The 15,617-nt window shown below is 65.4% G+C and carries 13 protein-coding genes; 3 read left to right on the forward strand and 10 right to left on the reverse strand.

The window, feature by feature from the left end; translation table 11 throughout:
* Positions 1-16: 16 nt before the first annotated feature.
* The 7 genes from Q0319_RS05060 to Q0319_RS05090 all read right to left on the reverse strand — a co-directional run bounded on the left by Q0319_RS05060 (position 17) and on the right by Q0319_RS05090 (position 8,617).
* Complete coding sequence (locus Q0319_RS05060) at positions 17-919, reverse strand: LysR family transcriptional regulator (protein WP_296463962.1); 903 nt, start codon at positions 917-919, stop codon at positions 17-19.
* Between the two features lie 146 nt (positions 920-1,065).
* The gene (locus Q0319_RS05065; protein WP_299451347.1) at positions 1,066-3,006 is read right to left on the reverse strand and encodes a response regulator; all 1,941 of its coding nucleotides are present in this window, start codon (positions 3,004-3,006) and stop codon (positions 1,066-1,068) included.
* An 18-nt stretch (positions 3,007-3,024) separates the two neighbouring features.
* Positions 3,025-3,489 (reverse strand): response regulator, encoded by a 465-nt coding sequence (locus Q0319_RS05070; RefSeq protein WP_299451382.1) that lies wholly within the window; start codon positions 3,487-3,489, stop codon positions 3,025-3,027.
* A gap of 5 nt (positions 3,490-3,494) precedes the next feature.
* Entirely contained in the window at positions 3,495-5,795 is a 2,301-nt protein-coding gene (locus Q0319_RS05075) for an ATP-binding protein (RefSeq protein WP_299451348.1), read from the reverse strand.
* 99 nt (positions 5,796-5,894) lie between these two features.
* The gene (locus Q0319_RS05080) at positions 5,895-6,659 is read right to left on the reverse strand and encodes an ABC transporter permease (protein WP_296469958.1); all 765 of its coding nucleotides are present in this window, start codon (positions 6,657-6,659) and stop codon (positions 5,895-5,897) included.
* Between the two features lie 5 nt (positions 6,660-6,664).
* The gene (locus Q0319_RS05085; RefSeq protein ID WP_299451349.1) at positions 6,665-7,447 is read right to left on the reverse strand and encodes an ABC transporter ATP-binding protein; all 783 of its coding nucleotides are present in this window, start codon (positions 7,445-7,447) and stop codon (positions 6,665-6,667) included.
* 111 nt (positions 7,448-7,558) lie between these two features.
* Positions 7,559-8,617: an ABC transporter substrate-binding protein gene (locus tag Q0319_RS05090; protein WP_299451350.1), complete on the reverse strand. Its 1,059-nt coding sequence runs from the start codon at positions 8,615-8,617 to the stop codon at positions 7,559-7,561.
* A 230-nt stretch (positions 8,618-8,847) separates the two neighbouring features.
* On the opposite strand from Q0319_RS05090, the gene Q0319_RS05095 reads away from it, so the two are divergent.
* The gene (locus Q0319_RS05095; RefSeq protein ID WP_299451351.1) at positions 8,848-9,630 is read left to right on the forward strand and encodes a class II glutamine amidotransferase; all 783 of its coding nucleotides are present in this window, start codon (positions 8,848-8,850) and stop codon (positions 9,628-9,630) included.
* Positions 9,631-9,654: 24 nt separating this feature from the next.
* Here Q0319_RS05095 and Q0319_RS05100 read toward each other — a convergent pair whose 3' ends face one another.
* On the reverse strand, positions 9,655-11,448 hold the full coding sequence (locus Q0319_RS05100) for an allantoate amidohydrolase (RefSeq protein WP_299451352.1): 1,794 nt from the start codon (positions 11,446-11,448) through the stop codon (positions 9,655-9,657).
* Positions 11,449-11,456: 8 nt separating this feature from the next.
* Positions 11,457-12,398, reverse strand: coding sequence for an allantoinase PuuE (gene puuE / locus Q0319_RS05105; protein WP_296466226.1), 942 nt, complete (start codon positions 12,396-12,398; stop codon positions 11,457-11,459).
* Between the two features lie 181 nt (positions 12,399-12,579).
* Between puuE and uraH the strand changes: the two genes are divergently transcribed.
* Complete coding sequence (gene uraH, locus Q0319_RS05110) at positions 12,580-12,933, forward strand: hydroxyisourate hydrolase (protein WP_296466223.1); 354 nt, start codon at positions 12,580-12,582, stop codon at positions 12,931-12,933.
* On the opposite strand, the gene Q0319_RS05115 is transcribed toward uraH, so the two are convergent.
* The gene (locus Q0319_RS05115) at positions 12,930-13,886 is read right to left on the reverse strand and encodes a LysR family transcriptional regulator (RefSeq protein ID WP_296466220.1); all 957 of its coding nucleotides are present in this window, start codon (positions 13,884-13,886) and stop codon (positions 12,930-12,932) included. The genes uraH and Q0319_RS05115 overlap by 4 nt on opposite strands.
* Positions 13,887-14,021: 135 nt before the next feature.
* Here Q0319_RS05115 and xdhA point away from each other — a divergent pair, with 135 nt between their 5' ends.
* Positions 14,022-15,617, forward strand: a complete 1,596-nt coding sequence (gene xdhA, locus Q0319_RS05120) for a xanthine dehydrogenase small subunit (RefSeq protein ID WP_299451353.1) — start codon at positions 14,022-14,024, stop codon at positions 15,615-15,617.

The raw sequence follows: 15,617 nt of genomic DNA on the forward strand, positions 1-15,617 counted from the left end.
AATCTTTATAAGCGGGCTAGGCCCCGGGGAGGCGTTCGGCGTATTGCTGCCGCAGCATGTCGATGAAGACCCGTACGCGCAGCGGCAGGTGTTTTCGTTGTGGATAGACGGCATAAATGCCGTTGGGCGGGGCAGCGAAATCGTCGAGCACGGTGACGAGGCGGCCTTGCTTTAGATCGTCCGCGACTTCCCAGAGCGAACGCCACGCCAAACCCAGGCCTGCCAGCGTCCAGGCGTGAAGAACGGCGCCGTCGGTGCATTCTAGCGTGCCATAGACCCGTTGCGGCGTCACCTTCCCGTCGATCGTGAACAGCCAGCCGCGTGTCTGGCTGCCGCTGGCTCCCAGCGACAGGCAGTTGTGCCTGGCCAGGTCCGACGGATGCCGGGGCGTGCCATGGCGCCGCAGGTATGCGGGCGCGGCCACCACCATGCGGCGGTTGTCCGCCAGGCGCACGCTGACCAGGCTGGAGTCGGCTAGATCGCCGATGCGGATGGCACAGTCGTAGCCTTCGTTTACCAGGTCGGCCAGCCGGTCGTTCAGGTCCAGCGTCACTCGGATGCCCGGATGCGCTTCCAGCAGTTGGGGCAGGAGCGGGGCGACGTGGCGCCGCCCGAATCCGGCCGGGGCCGTGACGCGCAGATGCCCCTTGGGGGAGGCACCGCCCGCGGCGACGCCGTTCTCTGCGTTTTCCAGGGCCTGCAGGATTTGCTGGCACTCCTCGTAGAACTCTGCGCCTTCCGGGCTCAAGGAGATCTTGCGCGTGGTGCGTATCAGCAGCTTTACCCCGAGACGGGCTTCGAGCGCGTCGATGCGCCGCCCAATGACCGCTGGCGCGACGCCTTCGCTGCGGGCGGCCGCGGAGAGGCTGCCTCTCGCGACGGCCGAGACGAAGGATTCGATCTGCTTGAAGCGGTCCATGGGAGCAAACGGGTGCCCCCCGGCGCGCGGGGCGCCGCGGCGGTTCGCCGGGCGGGGGGCACAGTCATTTGTGCAAATTAGTAAATAATTTGCAGCTCATTCTAGCCGAATCCTAAACAACTCATGCGCCGTCCGGGCCGCGCAGGTCAGGACCGGCGGCCATGCCGCAAGACGTTGAGCAGGTGGTCGATGTCCAGGGGCTTGGTCAGGTGTATGGCGAAGCCCGCGTCGAGGCTGCGCCGCACGTCGGCCTCCATGCCGTACCCCGTCAGCGCGATCGCCATTTGGTCGGCAGCCGGCGCGTAGTGCCTGAGCACGTCGATGCCGTCGCCGTCAGGCAGGCCCATGTCGCTCACGAGCACGTCGTAGCGCTTGCATTCGATGCGGGCGCGGGCGGCGGCAACGTTCTCCGCGATGTCTATGTGGTACCCGTACTCGGCAAGCAGGAATTGCATGGCCTCGGCGGTGTCGACATTATCTTCCACCAGGAGGATGCTGGGCGGGCGCACCGCGGAAGGCGAGTCGGGGCGTTCTTCGGGTGCGGGCGGGTGCGGCACGCTGCCGGAGGGGTCGTCCAGGGTGAGGGTGAATGTCGAGCCCTTGCCCTGTCCTTCGCTGTGCACGCTCAGCGTGCCGCCGTGGCGTTGCGCGAGCGAGCTGGCGATGGCCAGTCCCAGTCCCAGCCCGCCGCGCGCCCGCGATGAATCTTCATCGCCCTGTTCGAAGGCCTCGAAAATCCGCTTGAGGGCGTCCGGGGGTATGCCGATGCCGGTGTCCGAGACGTCCACGGCGATCTTGCCGGGCGCGGGCTGGTACATGGTGACGCTGATCCGGCCTGCCCGCGGTGTGAATTTGATGGCGTTCTTGAGCAGGTTCCAAATGATTTGCTGCAACCGCGCCGGGTCGGCCTGCACGATGACGGGATAGGGCAGGGGGGTGTAGCGCAGGTCGATGTGCCGCGCCGCGGCTTCCTCGCGGAAAATCTCGACGATGCCGTTGAGGATGGCGACCAGGTCCGTGGGTTCCAGGTGCAGGCTCAGCTTGTCGTTGACGATCTTGGAGATGTCCAGCAGGTCGTCGATGAGCCGCGCTTCGACCTCCACGTTGCGCTTGATCAGTTCGATGCTGCGGCGGCACTCGGGGGGGAGGTCCTGGCGCAGGTCCAGCGCTTGCGCCGCTGCGTAGATGGGGCCGAGCGGCGTGCGCAATTCATGCGACAACACGGCCAGGAAGCGGTCCTTGGCGCGATTGGCGGCTTCGGCCTGTTCTTTTGCCGCTTGCAGTAGGTCAGCCGCGATGCGGCTGTCGGTCATGTCGCGCACGATGCGCGAGTAGCCGCGCACCGCGCCGCCGTTGCCGAAGATGGCAGTCGTCACGACCGAAGCGTAGAAGGTGGCGCCGTTCTTGCGCATCAGCCAACGTTCTTCGGCCAAGCTCGACCCCGAGCTGATTTCCGCCAGCTGCTCGACGAGGGGGCGTTCTTGGGCCTGGCCCGGCTCCGGCGGGAGGTTGAACATGTCGCCGGGCCGTCCGATCACTTCTTCGGCCGGATACCCGAACAACCACTCCGAGGCGCGGTTCCAGCTTTCGATGGTGCCGTCCAGCGCCAGGGTGGCGACGGAGTAGTCCCGCAGCGCGTCGATCAGCTGGCCAAAATAGGTTTCGCTTTCGCGCAGGCGCCGTTCGGCATCGTGGCGGGACTTGCGCTCCCGGGCTTCGTCCAGGGCGCGGCGTACGACGATGGGAAGCCGGTCCAGGCGCTGCTTGAGCACGTAGTCGGTCGCTCCCTCCTTGAGCATGTCCACGGCATGCTCTTCCCCGAGTACGCCGGATACGAAAATGAACGGCAGCGCGGAGGGGTGGCTGCGCGCAATGCGCAACGCCTCGCTGCCGGAGAATCCGGGCATGTGGAAGTCGGACAGGATGAGGTCGAAGCCACCGCTGTCCAAGGCCTTGATGAAGTCGGCCTCGTTATTGACGATGACGCTTTCGACGTCCAGCCCGGCCCGGGCCAGCCGCTCTAGGGTCAATTCCGCATCGTGGGGATCGTCTTCGGCCAGCAGCACTCGCATGACGGGCAAGTTCACTTCGGCAGGCTCCGGGCGTTATTCCTGTGTCAGGTTGCGGGCACGTCGCAAGGATCCCGGAGGCGGTTCATTGAGCACGGCCCAGAATACGCCCAGATCGCTGATTGCGCGCACGAAATCGGGGAAGTCCACGGGCTTGACCACGTAGGCGTTTACGCCCAGGGCATAGGCACGCACCAGGTCGCTTTCCTCGTTGGAGGAAGTCAGCATGACCACCGGCACATTGCGCAGGTCCGCACTGGCCCGGATGAGCCTAAGCAGCTCCAGCCCATCCATCTTGGGCAGTTTCAGGTCGAGGAGAATGACCGCCGGATTGCCCGCCGGACGCTCCTGATAGGGGCCGCACCGGGTGAGATAGTCCAGAGCTTCGGCGCCGTCCCGGGTGATGACGACGTCGTTGGCCAGTTGGCTTTTTTCCAGGGCGATCAGGGTCAGTTCCAGGTCCCGGGGGTTATCTTCGACCAGCAGGATAGGCTTGAGCATCATGATCAGCTTCGCGAGTTCTTATGGCTTGCGGACGGTGCTGCGGCGGCGCCGGAGTCGGCTCCGGGGAGGAACAGGTAAAAGGTCGCGCCCCGGTCCGGGACGCCCTCGGCCCAGACGCGACCGCCGTGCCGTTCCACGATGCGACGGACATTGGCGAGCCCGATGCCGGTGCCTTCGAAATCTTCCATGCGGTGCAGGCGTTGGAATACGCCGAAAAGTTTGCCCGCATATTTCATGTCGAAGCCGACGCCGTTGTCCCGGACGTAGATGACGTGCCCACCGCCCTGCGGATGGGCACCGACCTCGATGACGGCCGGCTCCCGGTCGCGCGTGTATTTGATGGCGTTCGACAACAGGTTGCGCAGCGCCAGGTGGATGTAGCCTGCATCCGCATACACCTCCGGCAGTTCGTGGGACACCCAGTCCACCTCGCGGCCCTGTAGGTCCGGGGCCAATTCCCTGCGGATCTGTTCCATCGTCTGCGTCAGATTGACTTGCGTGGGCTTGAGTGCCGAGCGGCCCATCTGGGAGAAGGTGAGCAGCGCGTCGACCAGGCGCCCGGCAAAGCGTGCGGAGTCACCGATGTTGGCCAGGTAGCGGGAGGCTCGCGCGGACAATTGCGCACCTTCGTACTCCTGGAGCAATTCCGCATAGCCGGCTATATGGCGCAGCGGCGCGCGCAGGTCGTGGGAAACGCTGTACGAAAACGCCTCTAGCTCCTGGTTGGTGCGGCCTAGCTCGTCGGCCAGGCCTGCCAGTTCTTCGGCCTTGCGCAGTACGACGCCGGTGATGGCAGTGCGCAGTTCTGCCGCGCTGTCCAGTTCCCAGGGTTCCCAGGGAAGCGACTGTCCGCGTATCTCCTGCGGCCACGGACGAAAGGTGCGTTCGGTGGCCCTGGCTGCCGCTTCCGCGTCCGGTATGGGCCCGCGCCCGGCCCAGTTGATGCTCCGTATCCACTCGGGCCTGAACCAGAGGACGTAATTGGGATGCAGCTCGGAAATCGAAATGGCGAGCACTCCGCAGGCCTGCTTGCGGACGGACGCGAACTCGGGCGCGACCGCGGGCAGGTCGCGCGTATGGAACAGTCCGGACTTGGCCATGCCCGGGAGCCGGGCGCACAGCGCCAGGATGTCGTCCCGCTCCGGTGTCTGGCCGACGGTCAGGCATTCGCCGCTGTGTACCACGGCGGCCCCCCCGGCCCGGGCGAATTCCAGCAGGGCCTGGGGCACGCTGATGAGGCCGGCCGGGACATTGTCGTGCTCGGCCATGGCGGACAGCAGCATGCCCGTCAGGTGCTGCAGCTCATGACGGCGCGCAGCTTCGCCTTGTGCCCGCCGCGCTTCAATCTGCAGCGACACGATCTGCGCCAGCAGGTTGGTCTGGGTCCGGACGGCGAGCGGCACCGTGCGGGGCTGGGCATGGTGGCACGAGATCATGCCCCACAGCCGTCCTTGGACCACGAGCGATATCGACATGGAGGCCATCGTGCCCATGGCTTCCATGTAGCGCAGATGAGACGGCGAGATGCTGCGCAGCTCGGCGAAGCTTAGGTCCGTCGGTGCTCCAGTCAGGGGGTTGTCGCGCGGCACCAGCGGGGACGGCTCATATCGGGCGTCCGGGATGCAGCGCAAGCGGTTGACGAGGTAGAGTCGACGGGCTTGCTCCGGTATGTCGCTGGCCGGGAAGTGCAGCCCCCGGAAGGACACGTACCCGGGGTCGTGGCGCTCCGCGTTGACCCGGCCGTGCCCTTCGCTATTGAACTCATAAGCGACGACTCGCCCATACCCGGTGAGCTTCTTGATTTCCTCGACGGCGAGTTCGCAAAGGTCGTCTACCGTCTCGCATTGTTGCGCGCGGCCCACGAAATCGCCCAGGCCGGCCAATTGCGAGGCAGGCGCCGCCGGTTCGAACTCCGCGAGAATCGCCTCGCCGCTGCGGTGCACCACCAGGTCGAAATCACCGGAGCCGCTCAAGAATGTGAGCGAACCGAGGTGAAACGGAGCGTGTTCAGCTTGGGTGGCCGCTTCCAGCCGTTGAGGAAATTCGCCATCGGGGTCGCGCACTAGTTCGGCCAGCTTGGCGCCGAGCAGCGCGGATGCGGGAATGCCAAGGTGGCGCAGGACCGACTCGCTGGCTTGCAGGATGGTGCCATTGGCTCGATCGAGCACGAATAGAAAGCCGTGCGGCTGGATGCTGCCCGGAATGTGGATCGGCTCGCTAGCGCACGAGTCCGTAACCTTCGTGATGGGCGCGGAGCGGGGAGAAGGCACCTGGTGATCGCGGCTGGAGGATACGTTGCCCAATAGTACGCAATCTCTGTCGCGATTCCCAGGTTTTCCGGGGATTATGTAGCGACACTTACAGGCAGTCTCATCCCGGGCGCGCAAGCGCCCGGTGCGGCGCTATGCCCCGTGGGTGCCACGATGGGCCCATGCCGTGGTGCGTTTCTCGATGTAAGCGAAGAGCTCGTACATTGCCATGGCCATGATGCCGATCACCACCAGGCCCGCGAAGGCAAGCGGCATTTTCATCGCAGAGCCCGCGGAGACGAGCAGGTAGCCGATGCCCTCGTTCGAGGCGGCCATTTCCGAAACCGTGGAACCCACGAACGCCAGCGTGATCGCGACTTTGAGCGAAGCGTAGAAATAAGGGAGGGAGCGCGGCAGGCCGACCTTCAGCAGCACGTCCAGGCGTTTGGCGCCCAGCACCCGCAGCACGTCCTCCAGTTCCGGTTCGAGCGTCGCGAGGCCGGTGGCGATATTCACCATGATGGGAAAGAAGGAGATCAGGAACGCCGTCAGCACGGCCGGCCCGATGCCTATCCCGAACCATACGACCAGCACGGGCACGAAGGCCGCCTTGGGCAGGGCGTTGAAGGCGGTCATGAGCGGATAGAAGGCCGTGTACGCGACACGCGAACTACCAATGATGAAGCCCAGCACCACGCCGACCACGATGGAAATGCCGAAGCCAGCCATGGTGACCCAGTACGTCCGCCAGGCGTGTTGGGCGATGACCGGGGCGTAGTCGATCGTTGCCTGCAGGATCTGTGACGGGCTCGGGAAAATGAATTCCGAGACCTGGAATGCGCGGCAAATGATCTCCCACAGGATGATGACGAAAAGCAGCAAGGCGATCGGGGCGGTGCGTTCAGCAAACTTGTTCATGGGGTTCAATGTCCGATCCGGGTGCGCAGCTCGTGCACCAGGGAATTGAATTCGTCGGTGTAAGTCGTTTCGAGCTCTCGCGGCCTCGGCAGGTCGATCTCGCGCCGGGCAAGGATGCGGCCGGGCCGCTTGCTCATCACGTATACCGTGTCTGCCAGGAACACGGCTTCGCGCAAGTCATGCGTGACGAGCACGACATTGAATTTGCGGGCGGTCCAGAGGTCGCGCAGCACGCACCAAAGCTCCTCGCGCGTGAAGGCGTCGAGGGCGCCGAACGGTTCGTCGAGCATCAGCATCTGGGGTTCGTGGATCAGCGCGCGGCACAGCGAGGCGCGCTGCTGCATGCCTCCGGAGAGTTCCCACGGGAACTTGTGCTCATAGCCGTCGAGCCCCACCGTGGCGAGTAGGGCGCGCGCCCGTTCTTCGTACTCGGCGCGCTTGGCGCGGAAGTTGGAGCGGTACGGTTCCACGATTTCCAAGGGCAGCAGGATGTTGTCCAGCGTGGTGCGCCAGGGCAGCAAATTGGGCGCCTGGAATGCCATGCCGACGATCTTGAGCGGCCCTTTGACAGGTTGTCCGCCGACTACGACGGTGCCTCGCGTGGGCGCCTTCAGGCCCGTCGTCAGTTTCATGAAGGTGGATTTGCCGCAGCCGGAGGGTCCGACGATGGCGACGAATTCCCCCTGGCCGATAGTGAGGCTGATGTCCTCGACGGCGTATTCACCGGAGCGCTCCTGGGCAGGGGTATAGGCCAGCGATACGCGCTGGAAGTCGACGAAAGGAGTCATGGGGCTGGGTGATGCAGAAAGTCGCTGACATGCCGCCGTAGGCGGCAAGAAATTTCTGGCCCCCTGGGGGGCGATGCGCCTTCCCCAGGGGATGGCTTCATCATTACGTCATCATTTATTGCGCAAGACCGTTCCGGTCAGGGATTTCGCCGGCAGGAACGAGCGATCGAACGCAGCTTCGGGGTCCACCGTCGCCTTGGTGCCGTAGGTGCGCGTGACTTGCGCAGCCATCAGGGCCATGCGGGCAGGGGTGATGTCGCCGAACCCGTCTGCGCGCGCGTCCGGCGTGTCGATGGCGGTCTGGATGGCCAGGCGCAGCCGCTTGAGCTCGAGCGCCGTGTCGATGATGCCGTCGCGCTCCTTGACGGTGGCGATCGAGGCGGCGGGGTCGGCAAGCACGTCGCGGGTGGCCTTGGTCACTGCGCGCAGGAAGCCTTTGACCGCCTCGGGATTCTTCTTGGCGAAGCTGCGGTCGGCGATGATGGCGTTGCCGTAGAGCTTCACGCCGTATTCGGGATAGGACATGATGGCGATGTCCTGGTCCGTGATTCCCCGCGCATTCAGGTTCAGCAGCGAGGTGAAATAGAAGCCGGTGATGGCGTCCACGTCGCCGCGGGCGAGCATGGTTTCGCGCAGGGCCGGATCCATGCTGACCCAGTTGACCTTGGAGTCATCGATCTTGTTGGCTTGGGCGAAGATGGGGAAGGAGCGGCGGCCGCCGTCGAAGGACGGCGCGCCGATCTTCTTGCCCTCGAGGTCCTTGGGCGTCTTGATGCCGCTTTTCTTCAGCGAAAACACGGCCGCCGGCGTATTGTTGTAGATCATCATGACGCCCATGGGCTGGTTGGGCGCGCCGGGGTTGTTGCCCTGGAATTCCATCAGGGCGGCGAGGTCGGCGAATCCCATCTCGTACGCGCCGGAAGCCACGCGGTTGACCGCAGCGCCCGAGCCGTTGCCTGCGTCGATGGTGACGTCGAGTTTCTCTTCTTTGAAATAGCCCTTTTTCTCGGCCACGAGGAAGATTGCGCTAGGCCCTTCGAAACGCCAGTCCAATTGGAAACGGATCTTGGTGTTCTGGGCTTGCGCGCTCGCGGCCCAAGTGCTGGCCAAGATCAGCGCCGCCCCCGCAAGGACGATGCGGCGGCTCGGAGTGCGTAGCGTTGTCTTCATGGTCTGTGTTCCTCGTGAGCGTAAACGGTTGTGCCGTCCTGGATTTCGTGGGGAGAATACATTCCGGTTTGATGCGCCAACAACGCAAGAGAAACCCGCATTTGGTGCGCGGTTTCACCAAGTTGGTGCAGTCCGGCATTGCAATTTGTTAAAAGCAGGATCCATGCCGGCACGCGCCGATGGGTTTTTCAAGCGGCCGAGCGGGCGCCGCGCACCGTAGAGGGTCAACCATGTGCCAATTGTTGGGCATGAACTGCAACACGCCCACCGACATCGTTTTTAGCTTCACCGGCTTTGCGACGCGCGCAGGGCGGACAGGAGAGCACGTGGATGGGTGGGGAATCGCCTTCTTCGAAGGGGCAGGGGTCCGGCACTTCGTGGACCATGAGCCCGCGCTGGTGTCGCCGGTGGCAGATCTGATCCGGCGCTATCCGATACGCTCGCGCAATGTCATCGCCCACATTCGGAAGGCGACGGTCGGCAGGGTGGCTCTGGAGAACTGCCACCCTTTCGTGCGCGAGCTATGGGGCCGATATTGGGTGTTCGCGCACAACGGCGACCTCATCGACTATCACCCGCGGCTCGATGGTCCGTATCGTCCCGTCGGTGACACCGACAGCGAACGCGCGTTCTGCTGGATCCTGCAAAACGTGAGCCGGCGGTTTCCCAACCATCCCGGTGCCGAGGCGCTGGCCGAAGCACTGGGCGAGCTGACCGCCGGGATCGCCGCGCACGGCACGTTCAACTACATGCTGTCCGACGGGGCGGCGCTGTACGCGCATTGTTCGACGCGGCTGCACTACATCATCCGCCAACATCCGTTTACCACCGCAAGCCTGTCGGACGATGACATGACGGTAGATTTCTCCGAAGTGACCACGCCCGACGACCGCGTCGCCGTCATCGTCACCGAGCCGCTGACCGCGAACGAGGCCTGGCGCGGCTTCGAGAAGGGCGAGTTGAGGGTGTTCGTGGACGGAGCTCCCGTGCTGGCCCGGCGCGTCAGCCCGTAGCCCGGCGCGGCGGGCGCCGAGCGCTCAGGCGGGCGATCGCTCGGCAGCGAGGGAGCCTGCCATTTGTTCCAGGAAATCCAGCATCAGCTCGCCTGCCAGCTGGGCGTCGTCCGCCGTCATGGTTTCGAGCGGATTGTGGCTGATGCCGCCGTTTCCGCAGCGGGTGAACAGCATGGTGATCGAGGTGGCCTCGGCCATTTTCATGGCGTCGTGCCCCGCGCCAGATGGCAGTTCCAGCACGGGCAAGCCACGTTCGGCGATGGCGCGCGACCACATGTCCATCTGCTTGCGGGCGCAGGGCGCGGCTGCGGCGCGCACCAGTTCTTCGGTCGTCGCGGAAACCCCGCGGCGCGCGCAGATGGCGGCGATCTCCCGCTCGATGTCGGCCAACGCCGCGTCGCGCACGGCATTGTCGGCAGCCCGGATGTCGAGCGACAGCGTGCAGGTTCCCGGGATGACGTTGACCGACCCCTCGGGCACGTTCAGGATGCCGACCGTGCCCACCAGCGAGGGCGCTTGCGCGCATCGCCGCTCGACTGCCAGCACGATTTCCGCCGCAGCGCATGCGGCGTCGCGGCGCATGTCCATGGGGGTGGTGCCCGCGTGGCCCGCCACGCCGGTCAGCGTTACGAGGCGACGCACGCTGCCTGCGATTGACGTCACCACGCCCACCGGAAGATTGCGCTCGAGCAAGACGGGGCCTTGCTCGATGTGGACTTCGAAATAATGCACGAGGCGGGATGTGTCTGCAGCGGCCTTGCCCAGCTGCTCGGGATCGAGCCCCGCCAGCTGCATGGCTTCCCGCATGCTGACGTTGGAGGCGTCGAGCGCGTCGAGCAGGTTCGCGTCGAAGCGCCCGATGTAGGCCGATGACCCCAGGAACGTGCTGCCGTAGCGCACGCCCTCTTCCTCCGCAAAGGCCACGACATCGAGGTCGAAGGGGAAACGTCGATTGCGGCGCTTGAGGTCGGCCACGACGGCGATGGGTAGCAGCACGCCCAGGCGCCCGTCGTACTTGCCCGCGTTGCGTACGGTGTCGTAATGACTGCCGGTGGCGAGCAAGGGCGGCGAAGCGTCGGTGGGGGCGGCGCGGTACCGGCCCACCACATTGCCGGCCGCGTCCTGGTAAACGCTGTCGAAGCCGGCCTCTGTCATCCAGGCCTGGATGCGCGCCGCGACGGCGCGGTGGGCGGGCGTCAGGTACGTGCAGGTGAGATGGTCGGGCGAATCGGAATGCACGGCGAGCGCCTCGGCCCACGCCATGACTGCATCGCCGTAGGGGCGCGTGAGCGACAGACGGTCCGCCAGCCGGATTTCCGCGATGCGGTCGATTTGCCGCAAGGCTTCCGCGAACTCTTGGTCGGGCGCATTGCGCAGCCTGCGCTCCATCGCCGCCATGATGTCGTAGCGGCTCAGTCCGGCACCCGTGGGGCCGCGCACCGCGATGATGAACGGAAAGCCGAAGCGGCTGTTGTAGGCGGCGTTGAGCTGCTGCAGCAGTTCGAACTCCTCGGGCGTGCACTGCGTGAGCCCGGCACGCGCCTGTTCGCCGGCGGAGTCTTCGGTGAGCTGGCCGGCCACGGCCGCGCGGCCAGCGAGCTCGGGGTGGGCGCGTATGAGCGCCAGTTGCTCCTCGCGGCTGGCCTCGCGCACCGTCTGGGCGAGGGCGTACTTGAGTGCCGCGACTGAAGCGAACGGACGCTTGGCGGCCGTGCGTTCCAGTACCCAGGGGCTGTGCTCGTACAGGCCGTCGAGGAATTGCACGAAGCGCGCGGCGCTGGTGGCGTTGAGAACGTCGAGGGTGAGGGATGCGGTCATGGTTGAAATCACTCCCCGGCGATGGCGGCCGGAGCGTACGGGTGTTCCTGCTTCCAGTGCCGTGCGATGTCGATGCGGCGGCACACCCAGACGTCCGGGTGCTTCTCGATGTGGTCGAGGAAACGCTGTAGAGCCCGGAAGCGGCCAGGCCGGCCGAGCAGCCGGCAATGCATGCCGATGGACATCATGCGCGGCTTGTCTGCGCCTTCGGCGTAGAGGACGTCGAACGCATCGCGCAGGTATTGATAGAAATGATCAGCCGTATTGAAGCCCTGTGGCGTGGCAAAGCGCATGTCGTTGGCATCGAGCGTATACGGGACCACGAGGTGAGGCTTGCGCTCGCCGGAGGAGGTCTCGACCTCGGTCCAGAACGGCAGGTCGTCGCCGTAGTAATCGCTGTCGTACAGATAGTCGCCCTGTTCGACCAGCAGTCGGCGCGTATTGGGGCTGTCGCGGCCGGTATACCAGCCGAGCGGCCAGGCCCCGTTGGTCAGCCGGCGAATGATTTCCGTGCCGCGGTGCATGTGGTCGCGCTCCGTGGCTTCGTCTACGTTTTGGTAATGGATCCAGCGCCAGCCGTGGCAGGCAATCTCATGGCCCTGCTCCAGGAAGGCGGCCGTTGCCTCGAGGTTGCGTTCGAGCGCCATGGCGCAACCGAAGATGGTGAGCGGCAGGTGCCTGCGTTCGAACTCGTGCAGGATGCGCCACACGCCGACGCGGGATCCGTATTCGTAGATGGAATCCATGCTCATGTGGCGCGCGGGATATGCCGCGGCGCCGATGATCTCCGACAGGAACTGCTCGGAGGTGGGGTCGCCATGCAGGACGTGGTTCTCGGCCCCTTCCTCGTAATTCAGCACGAATTGCACGGCGACGCGCGCGCGATTGGGCCAGCGGGCGTCGGGGAGGTTGCGGCCGTAGCCGATCATGTCGCGGGGATATGCATTCATGGCATGTGCAGCGAAAGGTGGGAACGCGCACCTCATGCGGGAGCATGCCTCGGCGTTCCCGCGAGGAGTCAGGGGTGCGCGTTTTTGATGTCGTCGTCGATGAAACTATATACACTTTTGTCTGCGCCAAGAACCATCGCCTGCATGCGCCTTGCTCCATCTTCTCCATGAAAGGGTTTCCATGGGAAAACTGACCACCCACGTCCTTGATACCGCCAACGGATGTCCTGCAGTCGGGATGCGCGTCGCGCTGTACCGCCTGGTCGACGACCAACCTGTTTTCCTGCGCGAGGCCGTCACCAATCACGACGGGCGCGTGGATGCGCCGCTGGTCGAAGGGGATGAATTGGTGGCAGGCGTCTACCGCCTGGCGTTCGAGGCGGGTGAGTATTTCGAACGCAAAGGGCTGTCGCTACCCGAGCCGCGCTTCGTGGGCCGCGTCGTGCTTGACTTCGGCGTTGCCGATCCCGCCCAGCACTATCACGTTCCTTTGCTCGTCGGCCCCTGGAACTGGAGCACCTACCGGGGTAGCTAAGGCCCGGGAGCAGGCCGCACGCACGCGACGATCTGCTCGCGCAGCCATTTGATGGGGCCGTCGCGCCGGGTGCGCGGGTGCCACAGCAGGTAATACTGCAGCGGCGGCAACGGCAGCGGGAGTGGCACGACTCGCACGGGCAGCGAGCTTTCGAAGAACGCGGTAAAGCGCCTGCCCGTGGTCAATAGCAAGTCGGTTTGGGTCAGGACGTAGGGGATGAGGCTGAATACCGGGCACTCGAGCACGATCTCCCGTGCGTGTCCCAGGCGTGCCAGCAGCGCATCTACGGTGCTGCGCAGCCCGGGACGCATGGCAGTCGGCGCGGCGTGCCGGGCTTGCAGGTAGGCCTGCACTGTCAGGGGCCGTCGTGCCAGAGGATGGTGATTGCCCATCATGACGACGAGTTCGTCTTCCATCAGGGGCAGGCGATGCAATTGCGCGGGGGGGTCGGGCCAGTTCGCGATCACCAAATCCAGTCTTCCGTCCGCAAGTTTCTGCGCGTAGTCCAGGTCATCGGTCAGCGGATGCACGCTCAGCGACAGGCTGGGCGCCAAGGCGCGCAGGCGGCCGGCCAGGCGCGGCAGCAGCATGGGGTCGAGGTAATCCGGGGCGGCCAGATGCAGCACGCCACGGGCTCGCTGGGGGTCGAAGTCGGCAGCCGGTGCAAGGAAGTGCTCGGCCTGTGCGAGCAATTCGCGTGCAGGCGCTTCGAGGGATTGCGCCGTGGCGGTCGGCACGACCCCTCCGGGTCCGCGGACGAAGAGCACGTCGCCGGTTAGCCGGCGCAGGCGGGCCAATCTCGTGGAAAGCTGGGGCTGCCCCATGCCCAATCTTATGGCGGCGCGTGAAACGTTCAGCGTGTCGAGCAGCGTGACGAAGGCCTGGATATCGGTCAGGTTGAGCTGCGACAGGTCGGTGCCTGCGAGGCTGGCCGGAGTGGGGGAGTGCGGCATGGCGTGTCCCGCCTTTCATTCGCAGAGGCGAATATTGATTATATGGATATACAGATGATAACCGGCCGCAAGGCGCGTATGTTTGAGAGGAAAAACGCCCCGCGGACGGCGGGGCGGCACTCCTGGTAGAACGCTATGTCTTCCGATCTTTCCATTGAGGCGGAATCACCCGCCGTGCAGGTGCGTCCGGTCCGTTTCTGGCATGGGCGGCGGCGCGTCGAGCTAGACGGCCTGCCACCTGCGTTGACGGTGCTGGAATGGCTCAGAGAGGCAGCCGGCTGCTGTGCGGTCAAGGAGGGGTGCGCCGAAGGGGACTGCGGCGCGTGCACGGTAGCCGTGACCGACCTCGACGCAAGTGGCCGGCCCCGGACCCGCGCCATCAATGCCTGCATCCAACCCGTCGCGACCTTGGACGGCAAGGTGCTCGTGACGGCCGGCGACATCGGCGCGCCCGGCGCCCTGCATCCGGTGCAGCAGGCCATGGTGGATTGCCACGGCTCGCAGTGCGGCTTCTGTACGCCGGGCATCGTGATGTCGCTCTACGCCTTGTACGAAACCAAGCGCCGGGCCGGTGACGCATGCGTGACACGGGCCGAGGCGGTGCGGGCCTTGTCGGGCAACCTGTGCCGCTGCACGGGGTATCGTCCCATCCTGGATGCCGCGCAAGCCATGTGCCGTCCGCCTTGGCAAGGCGAGCCCGAGGACGAACTCAAGGGGCGACTGGAGCAGGTGGCGACCGACGACGGGGCGTGGATGCCGGCCGAAGCGAAGGCTGGGTTCGACGGCCACGGGCGAGGACGGTTTTTCGCACCGCGCACCCTCGCACAATTTGCAGCCTTGCGCGCTGCCTGGCCGGAGAGCCGCATCGTGGCCGGCTCGACCGATGTCGGGCTGTGGGTGACCAAGCAGCATCGTAGCCTCGGCGACCTGCTCTGGATAGGTGGCGTCCGTGAGCTGGCGGTCATCGGGAGGATGGAGCGCGACCCCATCGCGACCGAACGCTGGGGCAAGGAAACGGCGAGCCTGGAGATCGGCGCGGCCGTGACAGTGTCCGAAGCCTGGGACGCCTTGGCGCCGCTTTTTCCGGATTGCGCCGAATACTTCGATCGTTTCGCCTCGGTGCCCGTGCGCAACGGCGCAACCTTGGTCGGCAACCTTGCCAACGGGTCGCCGATCGGCGACGCAGCGCCCTGGCTGATTGCATTGGGCGGCTCGGTCGTCCTGCATCGGCAAGGTACGGAGCGCGTATTGCCACTCACGGAGTTTTATCTCGGATACCAGAAAAACGCATTGCAGCGCGGCGAGTTCGTGCGTGCAGTGCGCGTGCCGATTCCGGGTCCCGATGTTGCCGTGCACGCGTGGAAGCTTTCCAAGCGCCCGGAACAGGACATCAGTGCCGTGGCCGTTGCGACGGCGCTTCGGGTGGAAGGAGGACGCATCGCCGCGGCGGGCATCGGCGTCGGCGGCATGGCCGCGGTATCCAGCCGCGCGTCCAATACCGAGCGAGCCTTGGTCGGGCTCGCCGTCGACCGGCTCGGGTCGCGTGATAGCGCGGAAATGCGGCGGGTTTGGCAAACCATGCACGACGAGTTCGAGCCTATCGATGACCACCGCGCCAGCGCGGCATATCGGCGGCGGGCCGCGGCCAATCTGGTGCTGCGCTCATGCCTGGGCCTTGCCGGCGGGGCCGGGGTGCTGCGCATTGGTAGCTTGGCGCCTTTGGAGGTATAG

The sequence above is a fragment of the uncultured Pigmentiphaga sp. genome (genome assembly GCF_937950555.1).
GTDB lineage: Bacteria > Pseudomonadota > Gammaproteobacteria > Burkholderiales > Burkholderiaceae_B > Pigmentiphaga.

Excerpts from the sequence above, each read along its gene's own strand:
- Q0319_RS05060 (WP_296463962.1), bottom strand. The coding sequence starts at position 919 with ATGGACCGCTTCAAGCAGATCGAATCCTTCGTCTCGGCCGTCGCGAGA.
- Q0319_RS05070 (WP_299451382.1), bottom strand. The coding sequence starts at position 3,489 with ATGCTCAAGCCTATCCTGCTGGTCGAAGATAACCCCCGGGACCTGGAA.
- Q0319_RS05080 (WP_296469958.1), bottom strand. The coding sequence starts at position 6,659 with ATGAACAAGTTTGCTGAACGCACCGCCCCGATCGCCTTGCTGCTTTTC.
- Q0319_RS05085 (WP_299451349.1), bottom strand. The coding sequence starts at position 7,447 with ATGACTCCTTTCGTCGACTTCCAGCGCGTATCGCTGGCCTATACCCCT.
- Q0319_RS05090 (WP_299451350.1), bottom strand. The coding sequence starts at position 8,617 with ATGAAGACAACGCTACGCACTCCGAGCCGCCGCATCGTCCTTGCGGGG.
- Q0319_RS05095 (WP_299451351.1), top strand. The coding sequence starts at position 8,848 with ATGTGCCAATTGTTGGGCATGAACTGCAACACGCCCACCGACATCGTT.
- Q0319_RS05100 (WP_299451352.1), bottom strand. The coding sequence starts at position 11,448 with ATGACCGCATCCCTCACCCTCGACGTTCTCAACGCCACCAGCGCCGCG.
- puuE (WP_296466226.1), bottom strand. The coding sequence starts at position 12,398 with ATGAATGCATATCCCCGCGACATGATCGGCTACGGCCGCAACCTCCCC.
- uraH (WP_296466223.1), top strand. The coding sequence starts at position 12,580 with ATGGGAAAACTGACCACCCACGTCCTTGATACCGCCAACGGATGTCCT.
- Q0319_RS05115 (WP_296466220.1), bottom strand. The coding sequence starts at position 13,886 with ATGCCGCACTCCCCCACTCCGGCCAGCCTCGCAGGCACCGACCTGTCG.
- xdhA (WP_299451353.1), top strand. The coding sequence starts at position 14,022 with ATGTCTTCCGATCTTTCCATTGAGGCGGAATCACCCGCCGTGCAGGTG.